We start from the raw sequence: 24,350 nt of genomic DNA, 5'->3' as shown, positions 1-24,350 counted from the left end.
ATGTTTTAGCCCTTTAATGCATTTGCTCCAGATACGATTTCAAGTAGTTCGTTTGTGATGCTGTATTGACGTTCTTTGTTGTAGTTAAGCGTTAGCGTGTCTAATAATTCAGTTGCGTTATCGGTAGCTATATGCATAGCTGTCATTCGTGCTCCGTGTTCAGAGGCAATTGAATCGAGGATAATTTTATGCATTTCTGTTTCCAACATTTTTGGAGCTAATTCTTCGAGTATCGCATCAGAATTGGGTTCTAATATATACTCAAGTGCATCATGTTTTTCATCATCGTTCTTTTCAATTTTTATGGGCAAAAATGTCTCCATTAGCGGTTGCTGAGTAGCAACATTTTTAAAACTATTGTAAAATATTATTATCTCGCGATATTCGCCGTTGTTATATTTTTCTAATAGTGTTTTAGTGAAAAATGTTGTAAGATTGTATGATGGTTTATTAACTAAATTGTCATTACGCCCAATAATGTCAAATCCCATTCTTGAAATAACATCAAATCCCTTTTTTCCAATTGTTAAAAAAGTTACTTGTTTATTTTCAAGTTCTTCGGCGCGCTCGGTTTTTACCCAGTCAACCGCCATACGAGTAATGGCTGAATTAAAAACACCACAAAGTCCTTTGTTTGAGGTAACCAATATTACTAAAGTACTGCCCGTTGGTTTAAGTTTAAATAGGGGAGAATCGAAACTCTCTGTAACTGATTTCCCAACAGAATCAATAATTTCAAGCATTTTATCGGAATAAGACCTTATTTTGGCAACCGCTTCTTGTGCTTTACGCAATTTGGCTGCTGATACCATTTTCATGGCACTAGTAACCTGTCTTGTATTGGTTACCGAAGTAATTCGGGTTCTTATCTCTTTTAGGTTTGCCATATCTAACTATTTTATCAAACAAGTTTCTTTGAAGCCTCTTCAGCAAATGCTTTTAGAGTTTCTTCGTCTCCCACCGTAAGTTCTCCTTTTCGTAATCTTTCTAAAGTTTCTTTTCCATTTGTTTCTAATAATGACAGATATTTTTCTTGCCATTTTTTTACGTTGTTTAAGCTTACATCTCTTAATAATCCTCGTGTACCTGCATAAGCAAGAGCTATCTGTTTTTCAACAGGTACAGGACTATATTGTGGTTGTTTAAGTAGCTCGACATTTTTTCGACCTTTATCCAAGACAGCTAATGTAGCAGGGTCTAAGTCAGAACCAAATTTAGAGAAAGCTTCCAACTCGCGATATTGTGCCTGGTCAATTTTCAAGGTTCCAGCCACTTTTTTCATTGCTTTAACTTGTGCGTTTCCTCCAACACGCGAAACAGAAATACCTACGTTAATTGCTGGTCGAACACCGGCGTTAAACAAGTCTGATTCAAGGAATATCTGTCCGTCAGTAATAGAGATTACGTTAGTAGGAATATATGCTGATACGTCTCCTGATTGTGTTTCAATAATTGGAAGAGCTGTTAATGAACCTCCACCCTTAACTTTATCTTTTAACACATCGGGTAGATCGTTCATGTTTTTAGCAATTTCATCAGATTCAATAATTTTAGCAGCTCTTTCAAGCAAACGTGAGTGTAGATAGAACACGTCACCTGGATATGCTTCACGTCCTGGAGGTCTTCTTAAAAGTAGAGAAACTTCGCGGTATGATACAGCTTGTTTTGATAAATCATCAAAAACAACTAACGCGTGGTTTCCTGTGTCTCTGAAAAACTCGCCTATTGACGCTCCTGCGAAAGGAGCATAGAATTGCATTGCTGCTGGATCGGCGGCTGTAGCAGAAACAATAACCGTATAATCCATAGCTCCATGTTTTTGTAATGTTGCAGCAATTTGTGCTACAGTTGAGCCTTTTTGACCGATAGCTACGTATATACAAAAAACAGGTTTGCCTTCATCATAATGTTTTTTTTGATTTATGATTGTATCAATAGCAATTGCTGTCTTTCCTGTTTGTCTATCACCAATAATCAACTCGCGCTGTCCACGTCCTATTGGAATCATAGCATCAATTGCGAGAATACCTGTTTGTAAAGGCTCTTTAACCGGTTGTCTGAAGATTACACCCGGAGCTTTGCGCTCAAGTGGCATTTCGTACAGTTCTCCAGTTATTGGGCCAAGTCCATCTAATGGTTCGCCGATAGTATTAATTATTCGCCCTAACAGACCGTGTCCTACATTAATTGAGGCTATTCTACGAGTACGTTTTACAGTGTCGCCTTCTTTAATTTCGCCAGTAGGTCCTAATAAAACTACTCCTACGCTATCTTCCTCGAGATTCAGCACTAAACCCTTAGTGCCATTAGGAAATTCAACAAGTTCGTTGGCTTGTACTTGTGTTAAACCGTAAACAATTGCTATACCGTCTCCAATTGTTAGTACAGTACCAACTTCTTCGTATTTACCATCAATATTGATGTCGCTGATTTGCTTTTTGATTATTTCCGAAATCTCGGCTGGTTTAATTTGAGCCATAATAATATTTTTGGTGTATTAAAATGATTTTTCAATTTTATTTAGCATTCCTTTTACTGACATGTCGTAAAATTTGTCATCAATAATAACCTGATAACCCCCTATTAGTGACTTATCAACATCATAAGCCATAATAGGAGTTTTACCGGTTTGCTCAGATATGATATTTTTTATTTTACTAACATGCTCGTTTGTAAGTGTGCTAGCACTTTTTACTGTGACTTTAATGATATCGTGCCTTTTATTGTAGCACTTTATAAATTCAAGAATTATCCTTAAAATAAATTCTTCTCGTCTTTTTTTGATGACATGCTTTAAAAACCTGAATGTTAGTTTGTTAACGTGAGGTTCAATAGTTTCTTTTAATATTTTAATTTTATCTGATTGTAAAATAGCTCGTGAAGTGAGTGCTAACATAAAGTCAGTATTGTCGGCAATGACTTGATTGATAAGAGTAATGTCTTTGTATATTTCTTCTTCAATATTTTGTTCTATTGATAGTTCAAATAGAGCTTTTGCATATCGAACAGGTATTGCGCTTTGATCCATTTTACAATAGGTAATTAGTTAATTCTTAAATCGTTGATGTACTCATCGATTAATTTTTGCTGAGCTTTGTCGCTTTCGAGCTTTTGTTTGAGTATCATTTCAGCTATCTGAACTGAAAATTTGGCTATCTCTTCTTTTAACTCGCTCGTAGCTCTTTCTCTTTCATTAATAATTTCTTGTCTGGCTCTTTCGACTATTTGGTTTGCATTGCGGATTGCTTCCTCTTTGGCTTCTGCAATAATTTGAGATTTTTCTGCTCTTGCTTCTTGAATGAGTTTAATTCTCTCTTCTTCCGCTTCGGCAATCATCTTTTTTTGCATTATTTCTAATTCAGCGTACTCTTGCCTTGATTTTTCAGCCATTGAAAGAGCGTCTGCAATTGATTGTTCTCTGTCATTTAACATGCCCATTAATGGTTTCCACGCAAACTTTTTCATGATAATTAAAAAAACCGCGAAAGCCACTACTGTCCATACAAACAATCCTAATTCGGGTAGAAAAATTTCCATAATCTTAATAATTAATTATTTTCATGCAGCCAACCGCTGCATGAAAATAAAAATGTGACTGTTTTAAACAAACAAAATCAAAAAACATATAACGAGTGCAAAAAACGCTGCACCCTCAATAAGAGCGGCGGCAACAACCATACCTGAACGAATGTCGCCTGCTGCTTCTGGCTGACGTGCCATAGATTCCATTGCATGAGAACCGATACGTCCAATTCCAAATGCTGCTCCAATTACTACAAGCGCTGCAGATATACCGGCTCCCATTTTTGCTAATGAAGCTCCTACTGCTGCTTGACCTAAAATAATTAATAAACTTACCATAATTGTTTGTTTTTATAGATTAATGGGTTTTATAAATTAATGCTTTTCTGCTACTGCCATACCAATAAAAATTGCTGACAATAATGTAAACACAAAAGCTTGAATAAATGCTACTAACATCTCGATGCAAAACATAAACATGACAAAAATTATAGTTACGGGCGAAACAAACCCAGCTGCTACGGCTGACAGTTGCGCGAAGATAAAAATCAACGAGACAAAAGCCAAAATAATAACGTGACCAGCTAAAATATTTGCAAAGAGTCGGATTGCCAATACTAAAGGTTTAAGCAATACACTCATGAATTCCACAAAGGGCATAATAGGTACGGGAAATTTCATCCACCATGGTACTCCAGGAGTGTTGTATATATGTTTCCAATAGTCTTTGTTGGCATTAAAATGTATTGTTAAAAACGTGAATAGGGCTAAACCTAAAGTAACGGAAATATTACCAGTAACGTTGGCTCCAAAAGGAACTATTGGAATTATCCCTGTAAGGTTAGTAATAAAAATCATAAAAAACACTGAGAGCAAGAAGGGCAAAAATTTTTCATATTTTTCTCCTATAGAGGATTTAACAATATCGTCTCTAACAAATATTACGATAGGTTCTATTACTGACAATAAACCCCTTGGTGGCTCGCCTTTTGTTTGGTTGGCAATTTTTACTGATTTTAATACTAAAAAAGCTGTAAGAGTAAGTCCAACAAGCAGTCCTATAAGGTTTTTTGTAATGCTGAAATCATAAGGTTTTCCTATAAGTGTTTCTCCATCAACGGCACTATATTCAACTATTTTGCCTTTGTATGTGCCTTCTTTACATATCTCAAAATTATTATACCTGGCGTGGCCATGTTCAAATTTAGAAGACATAAAAATATTCAAACCAGTTTGTGAGCTGTATAAAATCACTGGTAGCGGTATTGATATATGTTTGCCCGAAGGTGTAGTTAATATGTGCCATTCGTAGGAATTGCTTACATGTCCCATTATCATAAGTCCTGGGTTAAAACTATCTTCTTCGGTATTATCGGTAGCATATGACGAATTTGTAGTAAAAACTGTTAGTACTGCTAATAATAAGGTTGACAATACATTTTTTACTTTGAAGCTTCCGAAAAATGTTAAGTTCATTTGTTGGAGATTTACAGTGTTGATAAATGAAAATCACATCTATATCTGTCGGTGTTTAAAACCATATTAAGTGTTTACTATACCTAATTATGTCTAAAGAAACAGTATTTTTTGAATCATTTTCACCTAACAAATATAATAACTTTAACAATATAATTGAAATTAGTTGAAATTTCTTTTATTGTTTTTTGTTACGTTTAGTTTTTATTGTTGCTAAAATAGAATGAATTTCATTAATAGTAAACAGTACGTATAGAGTTAATACGCTTATTGTTATAAATTTTGCATACTCTTTAAATAACAGTAATAATACCAAAAGTCCTACAAGTAATACTGCCATTTTGGTTACTGAACATATTAAAAAGATCTTATTAATATTGTTTGTGATTGACTTTTTTATGAAAACATATTGTGAAAAAAAGTAAACGATACTAAAGAAGGACAAAATTATACCAAACAACAAATTGCTAACACTTAGAGAGGTGTATGTGATTACAGCTATGTACGATACTACCAACAGGATATCTATTAGTAGTATCCTTATTGCGTATGATTTCATTAATTGTTTTACCATTCTATATCGTAAATTAGTTTTAAAGAAAGTGAAAAAACAAATACTATAAAAAAACAGTATGTTTTATATAAGGTTTGTTAAACTAATAATATATAGTATGTTTTGCTTAAAAAAACTTAAATAAAGGCTCAGTAGAGCTACATGTAATTGCTACACAAGTACTAATAAGTGTTCTTTTAACTTTGCTTGTTTTTTATTTCTGTATTTTGAACTATATTGTTTGACATTTGACATGTGCCATTAAATGTAGCACCGGGTTCAATTGATAATTGTTTTGTTACGATATCGCCTTTAAAAACGCATGTGTTTTTAAAGGAAAGTAGTTCGTTAACATTTATTTTTCCCTCAACTTTTCCTTCTATATCTGCACTTCTACACACAATTTCACCGTTAAGGCGACCCGATGTTCCTATTACAACTTTTCCTTTTGCATGAAGGTTTCCTTCAACAACACCATCGATTCTTATTTCTCCGTCCGTTGTAATATCTCCATTAATGGTTGTGCCTCTGCAAATAATATTTATTGAGTTGATGTCAACAGTATTGTTAATTTTTCCCATCTCTTTTATATTTTAATTAAATTTCATTGCCGTTGTATCCCCATTTTAAATATATTGCTCCCCATGTGAAGCCTGCTCCAAATGTTGCAAGAATAATGTTGTCACCCTTTTTCAACACAGGTTCCCATTCCCATAAGCACAATGGGAGAGTAGCCGCTGTGGTGTTACCATATTTTTGAATATTAATCATGACCTGTTCTGGCTTAATCCCCATACGTCTTGCAACAGCCTCAATAATTCTCATATTCGCCTGATGCGGAACTAACCAAGCTAAATTCTCGGGTGTAATTTTGTTTCTTTTCATTACTTCAACAGAGACATCTGCCATTTTTGACACAGCCCATTTGAAAACTGCCTGTCCTTCTTGATATATATAGTGTTCGCGTGCTGCGACTGTTTCTTGTGAAGCGGGTTTTACAGAGCCACCAGCTTTTTGATGTAAGTGAACTCTTCCTACTCCATCAGACTGTAATATTTCGTCGATTATACCAATATCTTCATTTGTAGGCTCTAATAAAACAGCACCTGAACCATCTCCAAATATTGGACAAGTAGCTCTGTCTTGATAGTCAACTATGCTACTCATTTTTTCGGCACCTACAATTATAACTTTTTTATATTTGCCTGTTTCTACAAACTTGGCACCTGTCGAAAGAGTGTATAAAAATCCGCTACAACCTGCGTTTATGTCAAATGAAAAGGCGTTTTTTATTCCTACTTTATCGCTTATGATGTTTGCAGTTGCAGGAAACTGCATGTCTGGTGTCACGGTTGCACAAATGAGAAGATCAATTTCTTCCGGTTTGGTATTGGTTTTTTCAAGTAGTAGTGATACTGCTTTTGCACCAACATCCGAACTTCCTTTTCCTGGTTCCCGAATGATATGTCTTTCTTTAATACCAATTCTTGTCATTATCCATTCATCGGTAGTATCAACCATTTGACTTAACTCCTCGTTGGTAAGAATATAGTCTGGAACTGCTGCTGCGACTCCAGTAATAGTTGCTCTGATTGTGTCCATCCGTATATAGTTTAAATTGTAAATATCGTTTTATTCGTAATGCTTAGGTTAGTTGTTTGGCAGTCATTATCCGAGTTGCGATTTTTGCTGTCAAATTTGTCTCTAAAATATTTATGGTATTGATAATCATGTTTTTAATGGCACTTGCTTTCGATATTCCATGACCTACAACAACAGCTTTATTGATGCCTAATATAGGTGTACCTCCGTATAATTCAAAATTAAATCGGTTAAAATATTCATCATTAATACCACGCTTTTGGGCTAATCGGTAAATAATTTCTGATTGTTTTAAAACCACGTTCCCTGTAAAGCCGTCAGTAACAACAACATCGGCCACTTCTGGCCTAAAAAGATCTGAGCCTTCGATATTGCCAATAAAATTAATATCTCTTGATTCCTTCATTAGTTTATACGTGGTTCGGGCTAATAGATTTCCTTTTCCCTCTTCTGTTCCTACATTCAAAAGAGCAACTTTGGGATTTTCAATATTATAAACTTCTTTGGCAAAAACAGATCCAATTATTCCCCATTGCAAGAGAACTTCTGGTTTGCAATCAGGGTTTATTCCTATATCAAGCAATATTGCTTCTTTTCCGTCTGTTTTAGGCAATAGTGTTGATAAGCAAGGGCGTATAATTCCTTCAATGGGTTTAATGACCATCATGGCACCAACTAACATTGCTCCAGTATTTCCGGCACTTGCAAAGGCATCTATTTTTTGAGTGGCAAGATATTCAAATCCTTTTGTGATACTCGAGTCTGTTTTAGTTTGAAAAGATTTAGCAGAATGATCGTGCATCTCGATTATTTCGGTTGTATGCACTAATTCAAACACATCTGGATTGAAATTATTTTGCTCACAAATATTTTTAACCGCCGTAGAATCTCCGAAGAGTACTAATTTGATATTATTATCAATAGCATTACTCGCCAAAATTGCACCTTTTACAATCTCAGTCGGAGCTTTATCGCCACCCATTATATCAATACCAATTTTTAGTATGTTCATTGGTTATTAGTTTGAATAAGAACTAACAAACAGAGCAACCCGTAGTGAAATAAGTTATTCATACGGGCTGTAACTATTACATTTTACGTGTATTATACTGCTTTTTTATCATCTACAAGTCGTCCTCTGTAAAATCCACATTCGGGACAAATCCTGTGATAACGGTGTGTCGCTCCACAGTTATTGCATTTTGATAATTGAGGCTCGATTGCTTTAAAATGAGTTCTTCTTTTGTCTCGTCTTGATTTTGACTGTTTGCGTTTAGGATGTGCCATTTTTTTATTAATTTATTTTATTATATCACTTAATTTTTGAGTTGGGTTAATTTGTTCTTCATTAACCAAATATTTATTTAATAACTCTAACATTTTAGAATTGCACAAAGATACACCTTGTTCATTGTTTGGATGAACTTTGCTTATTGGCAATTGTGTTACAGCTATTTCATATAAATCTGACGATAAATCAATTACTGATTGTTCTTTTGTAATAATTACAACATTTTTGTTTTCATGTTCTTCTTGTTGTCCTATTGTATATAGAATTATTTCGTTAGTATTTATTGGGTATAAGAAATAATCTAAACAACGGTCACATTGTACTTCGAGTGTGCCACTTACTGTAATGTTGACTTCAATTAAATTTGGTCTTTTGTCTAAAGTAACTTTGGCAGCTACATTTCCCTTTTCAACGTATGGATGGTTAAAATAAGAAAACAGAACATCGTCCAGAACAAAGTTGTATTCAGATATTCCTAAAGGCAACTCTGCAATTTTTATCTTATATCTGTCAAGAATGCTTTTTGTTGTTTTCATTTTAACTTTAATTTAATCACTGTCTTTGCTGATTTATTTTTATGCTTTTTGAAAAACGGGCAACAGATTATCAAAATTCGTGCAAAATTAATAAAACTATCTTTAATAACCCTATTCTATGATTTCAATTTTGCTTTTTTTGTTTTTTTAAGTATAAAAAAAAGTGTTTGGAATGAAATAAAACGGGATTAAGTTGTTAGTTTAGTGTTTGTTGTATGTTAAGAACAATTCTCATTGTGGTGCCTTTGTTTAATTCTGAGGTTTTAACAAATAATTTTCCTTTATGATAGTTTTCAATAATTCTTTTTGCTAATGATAAGCCTAATCCCCAGCCACGCTCTTTGGATGTATATCCTGGACTGAATATAGTTTTATAGTATCTTTTATGAATTCCTTTTCCTGTATCGCTGATATCAAGATATAGTTTTTTGCCAGTAACTGATAAATCGAAATTAATATTTCCCTTTCCTTGCATTGCATCAACTGAATTTCTAATCAAATTTTCTATAACCCATTCAAAAAGGCTACGATTCATCATTATGCTAACTTCTGAGTTGGGTGACGAGTTATAATTGAAATTAACATTTTCAGGTGTTCTATATTGCATATATTCAATTGCACTTTTTATTACTTCTGCAATTGGTTCGAGTGTTAGGTCGGGTGAAGATCCTATTTTAGAAAATCTGCGGGCTATAACATCTAATCTGTTTATATCTTTTTGTATTTCACTCATATAACTGTCAATTTCAGGATAGTTTTTCAAAATTTCTACCCAAGCCAACAATGAAGAAATAGGTGTACCTAATTGGTGTGCGGTTTCTTTTGACATACCAATCCATACGCTGTTTTGTTCGGCTTTACGCGAGTTGCTAAAAGCGATATAACCTACTAATATGAATAGTGCAAACATAAACAGTTGTACGAATGGATACCATGACAGAATGGTTAGAACGGTAGAGTCTTTATAATATACTCGCTGTTCCTCGTTGTTTGCAAGCGAGATAATAATGGGCTCTTGGGTTAGTTTAATTTTTTCAAGCTCCGACTCCATATATTTAGTGTCTTCAGACTTTTTAGGATTGAAGTTTACAAAAGCCAATATGCTGTCAGTATCTGTAGTAAGTATTAGGGGAACAGTAGTGTTGTTGGTTATTATCTCTGTAACCAGACTCATGTCTGCGTCTAAATTATCGTATTCCGCAAATTTTTTTAATGCTAAAGCATATAATTCCATTTTTTTGCGTTCTTCTATTTTTAGTTTGTCAACAATTAGGTTTGTATATAACAGAGATAATAAACTGATTAAGAAGGCAAAAAGCAGTATAGACATTCGTAAACGTCTCTTTTTGTTATATTTATCCATGTTTTTTTGTAAGTCTAACGCTTAGTTTATTGTAGTTATTATTTATTTGTAAAATTATTGTTATGATGTCTGATAATTTAGGAGTTAAGATAATGCAAAAATCGCATTACTGTGAACAAAAGTACTTATTTTTTTGGTTAAACAGATTTTGAAATGTTAGTTTCTTAAAATGGTGTGTTTGTATAGTGCAATATTTTAAATACTTTTGTTTTGAAATAAATTTGAGAAAACAAAAAAATATCGCAAATGTCTGAAAAGTCTGTTGTTATAGTTGCCGGAGGTTCAGGTGTAAGAATGGGAGTTTCTACACCCAAGCAGTTTTTGCTTTTGCAATCGAAGCCTGTGCTTTTACATACTATAGAGAAGTTTTTTAACTATGATAATGACATTGAGATAGTTGTAGTATTACCCAAAGCTCATATTGACACATGGATAACCATGTGTGAAAATTACTCCATAAATATACGTCATAAAATAGTTGATGGCGGTATAGAACGTTTTTTTAGTGTTCGAAATGGATTAAGTTCATTAAGCAATCCTAAATGGGTTGCAATACATGACGGTGTTAGACCTGTTGTTAGTGCAAATTTGATAGATAGGTGTTTTAAGACTGTAATCTCCAATAATTCGGCGATTCCTGTTATTAATCCGTCAGAAACAGTTCGTTTTGGTTCTTTACAAGATAGTAAAACGATTCTACGTGATAATGTTTTTTTGGTTCAAACACCTCAAGTTTTTAATTATGAACTTATTAAAAAGGCTTACAAAGTTGATTATAACAGTAGTTTTACTGATGATGCTTCAGTTTATGAACATTCCGGGAATAAAGTATTTATGGTTGAAGGAGAACCAACTAATGTAAAAATAACTAAAAAGAGTGATATTGAGTTTTGTAATTTTCTTTTATCTCAAAAGATATAATTATTTGCCACTTCCCTCGAGAACTGTTTTAATAGTGTATATTATGATTTTCAGGTCAAAATATATCGACATGTTCTCAATATAAATAAGGTCATATTTTAGTCTTTCTACCATTTGGTCAACATTTTCGGCATATCCATATTTTACTTGTCCCCATGATGTAATACCAGGCCTCACTTTTAGTAAGCGCTTGTATTGAGGTGTACGTTGCACAATTTGTTCAATATAATATTGTCTTTCAGGTCGAGGTCCAACAAGTGACATGTTGCCGATAAAAACATTGAAAAATTGGGGAATTTCGTCAAGTCTGGTTTTACGCATAAATAGTCCGAATTTAGTAATCCGGTTGTCATTTTTTGATGAGAGCATTGGTCCATTCTTTTCGGCACCTATGAACATCGAACGAAATTTGTATATTTTAAAAGGTTTTCCGTTTTTGCCAATTCTCTCTTGGTTATATAATATGGGACCTTTTGAAGATTGCTTCACTCCAAACGCGAGAAATAAATAAACAGGTGATAAAATTATCATACATATCAAAGAACCAATTATGTCGGTAAAGCGTTTTGTGTTTTCCTGCCAAGCAGGTAATACATTATGGGATATTTCTAATAATGGGTTTTTGGATATTCCTGGGGTTAAATATTTTCCTGTAAACATATCAAACAGGTCAGGTATTAGCTTGATTTTTACATCAATAAATTCAATATGATGTATAATCGCTTCAACTTGTTCTTGTTCTTTGGCTTCACTGGCAATAATTACTTCGTGTATGTCATTTTCGGCAATAATTTTGTGAATGTCTTTTAAGTAGCCTAATTGTGTCAACACTTCTGCAGCTTGATAAGTGGAGTTTTCATAAATAGCAACAAATCCTTTTACAATTAGTCCACTAGAACGAATACCTTCTTTGTTTTTTTTGTAAAAGTTCAGTGCTTTTTCACCTCCTCCTATAAATACCGTATTAAAACCAATTCTTCCCGATCGGATTTTTTTTATCGTTGTTGCCGTGATAGTTAAACGAGGGATATATGTAGCAGCAAAGTGAAACAAAATTAAGATAAGATATAATGAATAGTAGTCTTTGTATGTGCCAATATAGTCGTCCAATATCAATGCGAAGAATATTATTGTTGACCCTACGATAGTTGTAGATATTGTATGTCCTAACTCTTTGAGCCGTGATCTGTAATATGGATTTTGATATTGACCCGTTAAGTAATAAAACAGCACCCAAAGAACAGGAAGAAGTAGAGTTCCCAGAAAAAACTCCATATTTATTTCCGTGTGTAGTTCTCCGAACAGAGGTAATTCAATTACAATTTTACGATAAAAGTAGAAGGCAGACCACGCTGTCATTGCGGCAATGTAGTCGAAAAAAACATATTTGGCTATCAGCTTTTTAGGCTTTAACATCTCTAAATGCTCTTTTTATAGACTATTCTAATGTCATCTAAGTCTATATTTATTGAATCTTGTGGATTTGTATTTGCAAGTCGTCTTATTCTGAAATATGGTTTGTAATAGAACCCCGGACCCATTTCACGCACAATTGTTGCAAAATTAATGTACATTCTTTTCCATATGTCAGGTGATTTATAGGTAAACAAAACAGTTTTGTCGTGCAGTTCGCCATTTGCTATGTTGTACGCTTTTATGCGGACTTCGAAAGGCTCGTTGCATTTATATGAAAATTCCAAATATCCCGGAGTAGCCTGAAAATATATGGGTATAGAGTCATAATATGTATAATCGAATTTTTCGGTTAAAGTGTCACTTGGGGATATTTGTATTCTGCCTATATAACCTGTATGTCCGGGGCGTTGATTTCTTACTACTTTTATTTGTGGTGTAAGAGAGTCTGCTGCCGTAAGTGTAATAGCAGATTGTTCAAAATTCTCAAGCCACGCTGTGTGTACTGAAGGCAAATCACTAAAAGCGGGATTTATATTATGTATTTTTTGAGGTTCAAGAGTAATACGTGTCTCGCTTATATCGGACATTTGATAAATGGTTCTTTCGTATGAGTATCCGTTTAAGTCGATACCGGGACGAATGGTAACAACCGCATCTCCTGATACCAGAACAGGTATGGTCCTTGGGTACTCAAAAACGCCAACTAATTTATAGTTGACAAAAACATATGCACACGTAAATATATTAGGACTAATACCCTGATAGGTTAATGAGTCTATCTGAATATAGGCTGGTATTTTTTCCTCTTTGTTAAAAAAATTGCAACTGTAAAATGATACTGTGCAGTAAATAACTGTAAAAATTAATAAAATTTTTCTCATGTGATTTAGGAGTGTGTTTTATAATCCTTGTTAATTAAGTAAACGATGAAACAATGACAATATTTTAATTTTTAATAAACATATTTGGAAGTCGTGTGATTCAAACAATTCCTTCACGTATAATGTCGTGTAAATGAATGATTCCGGCATATTTATCCTCTTTTGTTACTATCAACTGTGTTATACTGTATTTTTCCATTAAATTAAAAGCGTTGATTGCCAGCTCGTTTTCATCTATTGTTTTAGGGTTTTTGGTCATGAAATCGCCTGCTTTTATTGTTTTTATATCAACCCCAGATTGAAGCATACGGCGCAAATCCCCATCGGTAATAACTCCTAACACATTGTTACTTTTGTCTGTAATTGCTGTAGCTCCAAGACGATTTGAAGAAATTTCATAAATAATTTTATTCAAATTACAATTAATATCAACCTTAGGGGAAGAGTTATTTTTATAAATATCTTCTACCCTCATATAAAGTTTTTTCCCCAGTGAGCCTCCCGGATGATATTTTGCAAAATCAGAAGAATCAAATCCCCGATAATGTAGTAAGCAAACAGCAAGAGCATCACCTAAAACCAACTGCGCTGTTGTGCTTGAGGTGGGAGCCAAGTTGTTTGGACAAGCCTCTTTTTCAACAGTGGCTTTTAGTACAAAGTCAGCTTGTAAAGCTAAAAATGAATTAGTGTTTGATACCAATGCTATTAATTTATTGCCAAATTTTTTAATCAATGGAACAAGCACTTTAATTTCGGGAGTGTTGCCACTTTTGCTAATGCAAATTATTACATCGTCTGGTTGAATCATTCCAAGATCACCATGAATAGCATCAGCAGCGTGCATAAAAATGGCAGGAGTACCAGTACTGTTCATTGTTGCGACAATTTTTCCTGCAATATTGGCACTTTTCCCAATTCCGGTTATTATTACTCGTCCTTTTGATTCAAATATTAATTGTACAGATTTAGCAAAATCATCATCAATATATTCAACAAGCTTTTCAATTGATTGAGCCTCAAATCTTATAGTATCGACAGCTAACTTTTTTATAGCTTTTAAGGTTAATTCTTTATTTGTCATTTTTGAAAAGAATTATTAAATTGTGCACAATTTTTGCTACAAATGTAGTGTTTTATTATTATTTTACGTGTTTAATATTTTGTATTATGGGGTTGATAAAACTTCCAATTAAAATTTACTATGATTAAATTAAAATACCCGTTACACCATTATTTAAAAACGCACTTTGGGTTTGACACATTTAAAGGGAATCAAGAACAAATTATTAACAACCTTTTAGAACAGAATGATACATTTGTGTTAATGCCAACCGGTGGAGGGAAATCTCTCTGTTACCAGTTACCCGCATTATTAATGGAAGGAACTGCCGTAGTAATTTCTCCTTTGATTGCTTTAATGAAGAATCAGGTTGATGCAATGCGAGGTTTTAGTGAAGATGACGGTGTAGCCCATTTTATAAACTCTTCGTTGACAAAGGGTGAGATTCAAAAAGTTAAAGATCATATATTGGATGGCAGAACAAAGTTGCTGTATGTGGCACCCGAGTCACTTACTAAAGATGAGAATATTGAATTTCTTCGAAAGGCAAAAGTTAGTTTTTATGCTGTTGACGAAGCGCACTGTATTTCAGAGTGGGGGCACGATTTTAGACCAGAGTATCGAAGAATACGTCCAATAATTGATAAAATAGGTCGCGCACCAATAATAGCACTAACGGCTACTGCAACGCCTAAGGTACAGCACGATATTCAAAAAAACCTTGGAATGTTAGATGCGGTGGAGTTTAAATCCTCATTTAGACGACATAATTTGTATTATGAAATAAGACCAAAAGTCAATACAGATAGAGAAATTATTAAGTATATCAAGAATAATGAAGGAAAGTCAGGGATAATCTATTGTCTAAGTCGCCGAAAGGTTGAAGAGCTTGCCGAAGTTCTCCAGGTAAATGGCATCAAAGCCTTGGCTTATCATGCAGGAATGGAGGCTTCTAAAAGGTCGACCAATCAGGATATGTTCCTTCAGGAAGATATTGATGTAATTGTAGCAACAATAGCCTTCGGTATGGGTATTGATAAACCCGATGTTCGTTATGTTATTCATTACGATATTCCAAAAAGTCTAGAAGGATATTATCAAGAAACCGGGCGCGCGGGTCGCGATGGAGGAGAAGGGAAATGCATTACTTTTTACAGTTATAAAGACATTTTAAAGTTAGAAAAGTTTATGCAAGGTAAACCCGTAAGCGAGCAAGAAATTGGCAAGCAATTGTTGTCTGATGTTGTAAGTTATGCCGAATCATCGGTATGTAGAGTAATACAACTGCTTAAATATTTCGGAGAAGATTTAAAAGAGCCTTGTGGCAACTGCGACAATTGCTTGAATCCAAAAGAGCATTTTGAAGGGAAAGAGTATATCGTTGAGGCTTTGAATGCAATCATATCAGTACGTCAGGAGTTTAAACCCGATCATATTGCCAACGTGTTATCTGGTGTACAATCAGCAGCAGTAAAATCGTTCCGACATCACCAGCTTGAAACATTCGGAAGTGGTAGCGACAAAGACACTCGTTTTTGGCAAGGTGTTATCAGGCAAATGTTAATTCATAATTTGATTGACAAGGATATAGTAAACTATGGCACCGTACATCTTACTGAAAAAGGTTATGAATACCTAAAGAAACCGTATGATATAAAGCTTTACAAAGAACATGATTACGAGGAAGATAGTGACAATGCTGTGTTGGATAGTGGACCAAATGTTCTTGACCCCGAGCTTTTTGAAATGCTAAAATCGTTACGAAAAAAGATTGCAAAAGAGAAAAAATTAATGCCTTGGGTAATTTTCCAAGACCCTTCATTAGAGGATATGACAATGCAATACCCGATTACTATTGAGGAGATGCAAAATATATCAGGAGTAGGACCTGGAAAAGCAAAGCGATACGGAGAACCTTTTATAGAATTGATTCGCAAGTACGTCGAAGACAATGAAATAGAGAGACCAACAGATTTAGTTGTTAAGTCTGTTGTAAACAAATCGGGATTGAAGGTTAATATAATTCAGATAATTGACAGGAAAGTATCTTTGGATGAGTTTGCTGATTCCAAAGGAATAGATATGTTAGAATTAATATCAGAAATTGAAGCAATTGTTAATTTCGGAACCAAAGTGAATATTGATTACCATTTGGATCAGATATTAGACAAAGAAAATCAAGACGAAATATATGAATACTTCAGAACCGAGGCGGAAAGCGACTCTATCGAAGATGCCATAAAAGCTTTTGAAGATGATTATTCTGAAGAAGAGATTAGGCTAATGAGAATAAAATTTATTTCTGATATGGGTAACTAATGACAGTTAGTAACTTAACATAGATATTTGCGATGTGTAAAGCGGATTTTTGTTTTATCAAAAATCCGCTTTTTGATTTTTAACGAATGTTAATTGTAAGAGATACTTTTTTACTACATTTGCATAAAAAACAAAAGGAGATCTTTACAAAATAAAGTTGTCATTTATAATCTCAAGTAACCATACGATCATAAACAGATTAAAATTATAAACAATGAAAAAAACATTACTTCTTATCCCTATCCTGATGTTATTTCAGGTTGTTACGGCTCAGTCTGTTGAACACTATTTACAGATTTCCATTAACAGCCGAGCTGATTTGGATTTTTTAACCCAAATAGTTTCAATCGATAACGTGCAAGGCAATACTGTAATTGCATATGCCAATGAAAATGAGTACGCAATGCTTAAAAAGTCTGGATACCAGTTTCAATCGTTGCCACACCCGTCTTCAGATCCTTCGAAAGTAATCAATATGGCAACAACTGTTGAACAAATGCAGAATTGGGACAGATATCCAACCTACGAAGTGTATGTACAGATGATGCAGAATTGGGCAGCCAACTATCCCAATTTGTGTAAGTTGGACACAATTGGGTATAGTGTCCAAAACAGATTGCTTTTGGCGTTAAAAATATCAGACAACCCAATGCAAGACGAAGCCGAGCCACAACTGCTTTACACCAGCACAATTCACGGCGATGAAACAACAGGTATGATTCTTATGATGAGGTTAATTGATTATCTGTTAGTAAACTATGGAAGTATAGAACGCGTTACGAATATCGTAAACAACATGGAGGTTTATATATCTCCAAACACAAACCCCGATGGAACTTATTATTCGGGCAATCACACGGTGTCTGGCTCACGTAGAGCAAACGCTAATGGACAAGACCTTAATCGCGATTTTCCTGGTCCAACCGGACCCAATGCACCGTACCAACCAGAGACGCAATTAATGATGGATTACGCTACTGCACACCATTTTATTTTAGGAGCTAACTTCCACGGAGGTATCGAAGTGGTTAATTATCCATGGGACTCATATACAAGTAGCCAAAACACACACGCAGATCATGCATGGTATGGTGTAATAAGTCGCCAATACGCAACCTTGGCACAACAAAACAGTCCATCAGGATATATGACAGGACAGAACAATGGAGTCACCCACGGTGGAGACTGGTATGTTATTTATGGTGGAAGGCAAGACTATATGAACTATTTTCATAGTTGTCGTGAAATTACTTTAGAGGTTTCTAATACCAAACTACTGTCAACCGATCAATTGGTTGCTCACTGGAATTACAATCGTGAGGCAATTTTAACTCACATTGAGTTAGCTCATTACGGAATCCGTGGACTGGTAACAAATACAAATGGTGAGCCGTTAAATGCAACCATGACAATTATAGGATACGACAAAGATAATTCCCACGTAATGACCAATCCTGCTCACGGAAACTACTATAGAATGTTATTGCCGGGAAGCTATAATTTAAAGTTTGAATCGTATGGTTATATTCCTCAAACAATTAATAATGTAACGGTATCTCAAAATAATGCAACACAACTTGATGTAGTTTTACAACAAGCTGAAGTGGTGCCATTTAACGGGATAGTTGTAAGTTCCGCAACAGGAAGGCCACTTGATGGTGTTACAGTTGCTATTCAAGGTATTCCTGTAGGTTCTGATGTTACTGGTGAGCAAGGGGAATTTCAAGTAAATGGAATTATGGAGGGAGAGTACTTTGTAAAATTCTCAAAAGTAGGATATGTCAGCAAAACTGAATTTTTTCAAATTGTTCAGGGAATGGAGGAAGCATTTATTGTGTTAGATGCATTTTCAGGATTCTCGTTTGAAGATGGTATAATACCAGAAGGTTTTGATTTTAGTGGAAATTTACCATGGGCTGTTGATACAGGAGAAGCCTATGATGGTGAAAAATCAATGAAGTCTGGTGCAATTTCGCATAATCAATCATCAACAATGACCTATACGTTTACCTGTCAATCAAGCGGTGATGTGACCTTTTATGTAAAAGTATCAAGCGAAGTAAATTATGATAAACTACAATTTTGGATAGATGGTACATTAAAAGATACATGGAGCGGAAATGTAGGTTGGACAGAGTGTATCTATCAAGTTGCAAGTGGTTCACACACACTAAAATGGACTTATTCAAAAGATGGTTCGGTAAGTGGTGGAAGCGATGCAGCATGGGTCGATTTTATTTCAATACCATCAATTCAAAACTTAGGACCAGTTGCCTATATTTCACCACGCCCTGTAGTTGTTGAAACTTATGATGAGACATCGTCATTGGATCTGTTTATTAGAAACGTTGGTCAAGGTACCCTTTACTATGAAATGTCAGCTGAAACCATAGGAAGTAGCGGTTGGCTTACGCTTGAAGATCCGACCGGAGGATTAGAAGCAAATGAGCAAAGTATGGTAACTATGTATTTTAATTTTAGCGGAATGGATCACACTCAATACAATGCAAATATTTTGGTAGACGTAATGGATAGTATTATTACAGTTCCCGTTATTGTTGATTATTTGGTGGGAATTGGAGAGACAAACACATCACAGATAGCAGTGTATCCAAATCCTGCTAATAACCAGGTTGTATTGTCGGTAAAAGAGTTAACTGATAATACAAGATTAACAATTTACTCTATTTCAGGAGTTAAGCTGTATGAAACAAAATTAAATTCTGAAAAAACAACTTTTGATTTGAACTCGGTAGGCATTGTGTCTGAAGGGGTATATTTATTACAAGTTAAAACAGCAAAAGACACACAACAAATCAAGCTGGTTGTACAATAAACAGATCGCAAAAAATATAAAGGATAAAGATTTTACAGGTGAATTGTTTTACTTTTAATTTATTAGTTTCGGCAAGTTTATTGTGACCAAATCCTTAAAATATTAATGTTGTTTTTAATCAAATAAAATTATAAATAAAATGACTGAAATTCAAATTCGAGATTTTCTAAAAAAGACACAACTGTTCAAAGGTTTATCCGACAAGGAAATGGCAATATTTAGTAATATTGTTAAAACGTGTAATTACAGTGAAGGAGAGCATTTATACAAGCAAAATGCAACCCGAGAAGCAATTTTTGTAATCTATTCCGGCGAAGTTGAATTGTACAAAAAAACACCTCGGGGCGATGAAAGACGAATAACACATTTTGGGAAGTATGACTTCATGGGTGAAGGTTCGTTAATAGAAAAAACTCCGCATAGCACAAATGCCAGAGCTGCTTCGGATTTAACAGTGCTAAAAATTAACAGTGATGATTTTCGCGAGTCTTGCAGTGGGAACCCTGATATTATTATCACTGTTCTTAGAAATCTTTCATCAGTGATTCAGCGACGGATGTATAATGCTAACGCGCAATTGATTGATGACGGAGCACAATACTTGCCCGGTCGTACAAGAACTGAAACAGACTTGTTGGGAGATCGCGAAGTTCCCGAACATGCGTATTATGGCATACAAACTATGCGTGCAATAGAAAATTTTGATATCAGCGGTGTAACACTCAGGTTTTATCCGGCATTAGTTCAATCGTTGGCTATCGTTAAAATGGCTGCAGCACTTGCAAACCATGATCTTGGGTTAATGTCAAAAGAGGTTACTGATGCTATTTGTGGTGCATGTGATGAGATAATTAAAGGAAAATATCATGGACACTTTGTGGTTGATATGATACAGGGAGGGGCAGGTACATCTACAAATATGAATGCCAACGAAGTTATTGCCAACAGGGCACTTGAGCTTATGGGATATGAGAAAGGCGATTATACACATTGCAGTCCAAACGATCATGTGAATTTAAGCCAAAGTACTAACGACGCGTATCCTACAGCAGTTAAGCTTGCATTGTTATACAGCAATATCAAATTTGTTGAGGTTTTGAAAAACTTAATTGATTCGTTTCAACGTAAATCAGTTGAGTTTAAGGATGTTATTAAAATGGGAAGGACACAGCTTCAAGATGCAGTTCCGATGACTTTGGGACAAACTTTTGAGGCATATGCAAGTACATTAGAAGAAGAAGTTGAGCGACTTGAAAGTAATGTTTTGCTGTTTACCGAAATAAATATGGGAGCCACAGCTATTGGTACAGGCATTAATGCTGATCCTGAGTACAGCGGAATAGTTTTAGAACACTTGAGAGAGATCACAGGATTCGATCTAAAACTTGCAAAAAACTTAATTGAAGCGACACAAGACACAAGCGATTTTGTAATGTATTCTTCAACCATTAAACGTCTTGCAGTTAAACTGTCGAAAATTTGTAACGACCTAAGACTGCTTTCTAGTGGACCTCGTACAGGTATAGGTGAAATTAATTTACCGCCTATGCAACCAGGCTCATCAATTATGCCTGGAAAGGTTAATCCGGTGATACCAGAAGTAGTTAACCAAATTGCATTTAAAGTAATAGGTAATGATATGGCAGTTACAATTGCATCTGAAGCTGGACAACTTGAGCTTAACGTAATGGAACCGCTTATAGTACAAAGTACGCTTGAAAATATTGAAATGCTTAAAAACGGAATGGACACACTGCGTTTCCGATGTATCGATGGAATCACAGCTAATGTGGAACATTGCCGCAATATGGTTCATAATTCAATAGGTTTAGTAACAGCATTGAACCCATTAATAGGTTATAAAGCTTCAACTAAGCTTGCACAACAAGCACTAAAAGAAAATCGTTCGGTTTATGAGTTAGTCCTCGAAAATAAAGTTTTATCAAAAGAAGAACTTGATAACGCTTTAGCACCCGAAAATATGATTAAACCACGTAAAATGAAAAGTAAAAAGTAAAACATAATATTTTCCCAGTAAAACGGACAGAGTTAAAAAACTGTCCGTTTTATTTATGCTTATTAAAAGACATTTATAGCTCTATGGAATATACAATTATGTTAGGCTCAAATCTCGGAAACAAGTTAATGTATTTAGAGAGAGCAATTGAACAATTATCTGTGCATTGTGGAACTATTGCTAAAAAATCACAAGTTTATGAAACAGCTTCGTGGGGTTTCGAAGCACCATCATTTCTAAATCAGGCTGTAATAGTTGTTTCAGAACTTATGCCCAAAAATTTTTTTAAAAAGACTCAAAAAATAGAGAAAGAGTTGGGTAGGGAAGAACAATATAAAGCTCAAAAAAGATATTATTCACGTACGATTGATATTGATATATTGTTTATTGATAACCTCATTATCAATTCATCAGAACTAATTGTACCACACAGTAGACTTGCTAATCGTAGATTTGTTCTTGTCCCGTTGTCAGAAATACAACCAAATAAAGTTCATCCGATATTAAACAAAACCGTTTTGGATTTGTTACAAACATGCACAGACAACTCAGATGTTAAGCTATTTTGTGACTAACAATTAAATGATAATTGCAATGCTTAGAAATTTAATATTATTGATATTTGTTACATTAGTTATTAGTGTAAAAGCTGATATACCACCTCCACCTGACTTTACACTCACGTCAGTGGATGGAGTTACTTATAATTTGTACTCAGAGCTTGAGAAAGGCAAAACAGTGGCTTTGATTTTTTTCGGGGTTAATTGTGGTACGTGCCAAGAGGCAGTTCCAACTATTGAGTTGGTTTGGCAGCGTGATGCACAGTTGGGTGAGAAAGGATGGGTTTGGGCTATTGAAACAGGAGGAGTCTCAAACGAGCAAATAGAAGAATTTATGCAGACTTACGGCGCTACTTATGTGTTTTTTAGAGCTGAATATGGAGACTCTGTTTTAAGTGAACAGTATGGTTACAATATTAATTATACGCCTCAGTACTACGTAATTTGTAGTGATTTGTCGTACAAAACAAGTTCACTAGAAAACATATCCGAAATTTTTAAAGGATGTAGCGGTATAAATATAGAAAGCGTAGAGAATCAAGATGTTGCAATAGAAATACAAGATAATAATATTTTTGTAACAGGTGTACAGTTAGAAAAGCAATCAAAAGTTACAGTTATTGATATGCTTGGAAGAGTAGTTATTCAAACTACGTCAAATAATTCTGAAAATCAGATAGTTTTAGAAAAGCCGGCAATGCCAGGACTCTATATTTTAACCATGCATTTTATCGATGGTAAAGTTGTTTCTAAAAAAATCATGATAACAAATTGATTATAAGGTGTTTGTTTTAACAATGCTTTACTCAGTATATTGTGAGTAATCTTGATTACGCTTTAGGGGTTTAAATCCTGCTTCAATTATTGTGTTAATAAGTTGCGATTGATTCATTGAAATATTAGATCCGGCAGAAGAAACAACGTTCTCTTCAATCATAATAGAACCAAGGTCGTTGGCACCTGCATACAAGCAAACTTGTGCAATCTCCTTACCAACCGTAAGCCACGACGCCTGAATATTCTGTACGTTTACCAGTGCTATACGGCTTATAGCAATCATCTTTATATATTCTGTAGCACTTGTACGTTTAATATTAGGATACTCTTTCTCTAAAGTAGTCCCTTTTTTTTGTAGGGGCCAAGCAATAAAAGCCTTAAAACCGTGTGCTCCTTCGGGACGTTCAGCTTGTAAATCACGAATTTTTATCAAATGTTCCATTCTTTCTGCAATAGTTTCTACATGACCAAACATCATTGTGGCAGACGTAAGAAGGTTCATTTGATGTGCAACTCTCATTATATTTAGCCATTCGTCTGAACTACATTTGTTGGGAGAGACAATTTGTCTTACCCTATCGACCAATATTTCGGCACCTGCACCAGGTAAACTGTCCAGCCCAGCATCAACAAGCATTTCTAATGTTTCCGATATGGTTAAATTTGATTTTTTGGCAATAAAATGAATCTCTGCTGGACCCAAGGCATGTATAATTAAGGAAGGATAGAGTTTTTTTAACTCTCGAAACAAGTTGGTATAAAAATTAATATCTACATATGGATCAAGACCTCCTTGTAACAATATTTGATTGCCACCAAGTTTAAACAATACGTCAATTTTTTGCTTATATTCTTCTAACGAAGTGACAAAAAATGATTTGTCATTAGGCTTAACATGAAAATTACAAAACTTGCAACCGCAAAAGCATCTGTTTGAAATATTTATATTTCTGTCAACTATCCATGAAACAATACTTGGTTGAGTCAGTTTTTCGCGTATTGAGTTTGCACAACTCATTAATTCACCGAGCGATGCATTATTATAAATAAATATTAGCTCATCAACCGAAAGAAATCCTAAATTTAATGCTTTTGATAAAATTATATTGATATCTAATTTCATTATCGCTAAATCACTGATTAATAATATATTATTGCAATATTTTAAGATTCAAGAGATAATTTTTTAAAATAAAAACACAACAAATATACTCTAAAGG

At 34.5% G+C, this 24,350-nt stretch carries 22 protein-coding genes; 6 read left to right on the top strand and 16 right to left on the bottom strand.

What is annotated here, in order from left to right:
- Positions 1-5 precede the first annotated feature (5 nt).
- The 12 genes from atpG to GX311_00435 form a co-directional block, all read right to left on the bottom strand.
- On the bottom strand, positions 6-887 hold the full coding sequence (gene atpG, locus GX311_00490; GenBank protein ID NLK14856.1) for an ATP synthase F1 subunit gamma: 882 nt from the start codon (positions 885-887) through the stop codon (positions 6-8).
- Positions 888-901: 14 nt separating this feature from the next.
- Complete coding sequence (locus GX311_00485) at positions 902-2,479, bottom strand: F0F1 ATP synthase subunit alpha (GenBank protein ID NLK14855.1); 1,578 nt, start codon at positions 2,477-2,479, stop codon at positions 902-904.
- A gap of 18 nt (positions 2,480-2,497) precedes the next feature.
- Positions 2,498-3,028, bottom strand: coding sequence for an ATP synthase F1 subunit delta (gene atpH / locus GX311_00480; protein ID NLK14854.1), 531 nt, complete (start codon positions 3,026-3,028; stop codon positions 2,498-2,500).
- 14 nt (positions 3,029-3,042) lie between these two features.
- Positions 3,043-3,537, bottom strand: coding sequence for a F0F1 ATP synthase subunit B (gene atpF, locus GX311_00475; GenBank protein ID NLK14853.1), 495 nt, complete (start codon positions 3,535-3,537; stop codon positions 3,043-3,045).
- Between the two features lie 63 nt (positions 3,538-3,600).
- Positions 3,601-3,861, bottom strand: a complete 261-nt coding sequence (atpE, locus tag GX311_00470; GenBank protein ID NLK14852.1) for an ATP synthase F0 subunit C — start codon at positions 3,859-3,861, stop codon at positions 3,601-3,603.
- A gap of 36 nt (positions 3,862-3,897) precedes the next feature.
- Positions 3,898-4,998 (bottom strand): F0F1 ATP synthase subunit A, encoded by a 1,101-nt coding sequence (gene atpB, locus GX311_00465; protein NLK14851.1) that lies wholly within the window; start codon positions 4,996-4,998, stop codon positions 3,898-3,900.
- A 750-nt stretch (positions 4,999-5,748) separates the two neighbouring features.
- Positions 5,749-6,132: a polymer-forming cytoskeletal protein gene (locus GX311_00460; GenBank protein ID NLK14850.1), complete on the bottom strand. Its 384-nt coding sequence runs from the start codon at positions 6,130-6,132 to the stop codon at positions 5,749-5,751.
- 16 nt (positions 6,133-6,148) lie between these two features.
- A complete protein-coding gene (locus tag GX311_00455; protein ID NLK14849.1) occupies positions 6,149-7,153 on the bottom strand; it encodes a ketoacyl-ACP synthase III in 1,005 nt (334 codons plus the stop codon).
- 43 nt (positions 7,154-7,196) lie between these two features.
- A complete protein-coding gene (gene plsX, locus GX311_00450) occupies positions 7,197-8,159 on the bottom strand; it encodes a phosphate acyltransferase PlsX (GenBank protein ID NLK14848.1) in 963 nt (320 codons plus the stop codon).
- 98 nt (positions 8,160-8,257) lie between these two features.
- Positions 8,258-8,440: a 50S ribosomal protein L32 gene (rpmF, locus tag GX311_00445; protein NLK14847.1), complete on the bottom strand. Its 183-nt coding sequence runs from the start codon at positions 8,438-8,440 to the stop codon at positions 8,258-8,260.
- Positions 8,441-8,452: 12 nt separating this feature from the next.
- Entirely contained in the window at positions 8,453-8,980 is a 528-nt protein-coding gene (locus tag GX311_00440; GenBank protein ID NLK14846.1) for a DUF177 domain-containing protein, read from the bottom strand.
- A gap of 196 nt (positions 8,981-9,176) precedes the next feature.
- On the bottom strand, positions 9,177-10,343 hold the full coding sequence (locus tag GX311_00435) for a HAMP domain-containing histidine kinase (GenBank protein ID NLK14845.1): 1,167 nt from the start codon (positions 10,341-10,343) through the stop codon (positions 9,177-9,179).
- A gap of 246 nt (positions 10,344-10,589) precedes the next feature.
- On the opposite strand from GX311_00435, the gene GX311_00430 reads away from it, so the two are divergent.
- Positions 10,590-11,264 carry a 2-C-methyl-D-erythritol 4-phosphate cytidylyltransferase gene (locus tag GX311_00430; GenBank protein NLK14844.1) on the top strand — a complete coding sequence of 225 codons (675 nt, stop codon included), beginning with the start codon at positions 10,590-10,592 and terminating at the stop codon, positions 11,262-11,264.
- Here GX311_00430 and GX311_00425 read toward each other — a convergent pair whose 3' ends face one another.
- The 3 genes from GX311_00425 to GX311_00415 all read right to left on the bottom strand — a co-directional run bounded on the left by GX311_00425 (position 11,265) and on the right by GX311_00415 (position 14,642).
- Entirely contained in the window at positions 11,265-12,680 is a 1,416-nt protein-coding gene (locus tag GX311_00425; GenBank protein ID NLK14843.1) for a sugar transferase, read from the bottom strand.
- A 2-nt stretch (positions 12,681-12,682) separates the two neighbouring features.
- Complete coding sequence (locus tag GX311_00420; GenBank protein ID NLK14842.1) at positions 12,683-13,561, bottom strand: hypothetical protein; 879 nt, start codon at positions 13,559-13,561, stop codon at positions 12,683-12,685.
- A gap of 100 nt (positions 13,562-13,661) precedes the next feature.
- A complete protein-coding gene (locus GX311_00415) occupies positions 13,662-14,642 on the bottom strand; it encodes a KpsF/GutQ family sugar-phosphate isomerase (GenBank protein NLK14841.1) in 981 nt (326 codons plus the stop codon).
- 120 nt (positions 14,643-14,762) lie between these two features.
- On the opposite strand from GX311_00415, the gene recQ reads away from it, so the two are divergent.
- From recQ to GX311_00390, 5 genes are all read left to right on the top strand, one after another.
- Positions 14,763-16,940 (top strand): DNA helicase RecQ, encoded by a 2,178-nt coding sequence (recQ, locus tag GX311_00410; protein NLK14840.1) that lies wholly within the window; start codon positions 14,763-14,765, stop codon positions 16,938-16,940.
- 214 nt (positions 16,941-17,154) lie between these two features.
- Positions 17,155-19,776 carry a T9SS type A sorting domain-containing protein gene (locus GX311_00405; GenBank protein NLK14839.1) on the top strand — a complete coding sequence of 874 codons (2,622 nt, stop codon included), beginning with the start codon at positions 17,155-17,157 and terminating at the stop codon, positions 19,774-19,776.
- 139 nt (positions 19,777-19,915) lie between these two features.
- Entirely contained in the window at positions 19,916-21,793 is a 1,878-nt protein-coding gene (gene aspA / locus GX311_00400) for an aspartate ammonia-lyase (GenBank protein NLK14838.1), read from the top strand.
- A gap of 83 nt (positions 21,794-21,876) precedes the next feature.
- On the top strand, positions 21,877-22,368 hold the full coding sequence (folK, locus tag GX311_00395) for a 2-amino-4-hydroxy-6-hydroxymethyldihydropteridine diphosphokinase (GenBank protein ID NLK14837.1): 492 nt from the start codon (positions 21,877-21,879) through the stop codon (positions 22,366-22,368).
- A 19-nt stretch (positions 22,369-22,387) separates the two neighbouring features.
- Positions 22,388-23,128: a T9SS type A sorting domain-containing protein gene (locus tag GX311_00390; GenBank protein ID NLK14836.1), complete on the top strand. Its 741-nt coding sequence runs from the start codon at positions 22,388-22,390 to the stop codon at positions 23,126-23,128.
- A 27-nt stretch (positions 23,129-23,155) separates the two neighbouring features.
- On the opposite strand, the gene GX311_00385 is transcribed toward GX311_00390, so the two are convergent.
- Positions 23,156-24,253 (bottom strand): CofH family radical SAM protein, encoded by a 1,098-nt coding sequence (locus GX311_00385; protein ID NLK14835.1) that lies wholly within the window; start codon positions 24,251-24,253, stop codon positions 23,156-23,158.
- Positions 24,254-24,350: the final 97 nt, after the last annotated feature.

The sequence above is a fragment of the Bacteroidales bacterium genome (assembly GCA_012519055.1).
GTDB lineage: Bacteria > Bacteroidota > Bacteroidia > Bacteroidales > Salinivirgaceae > JAAYQU01.
This window is presented reverse-complemented; position numbering and strand designations above follow the sequence as displayed.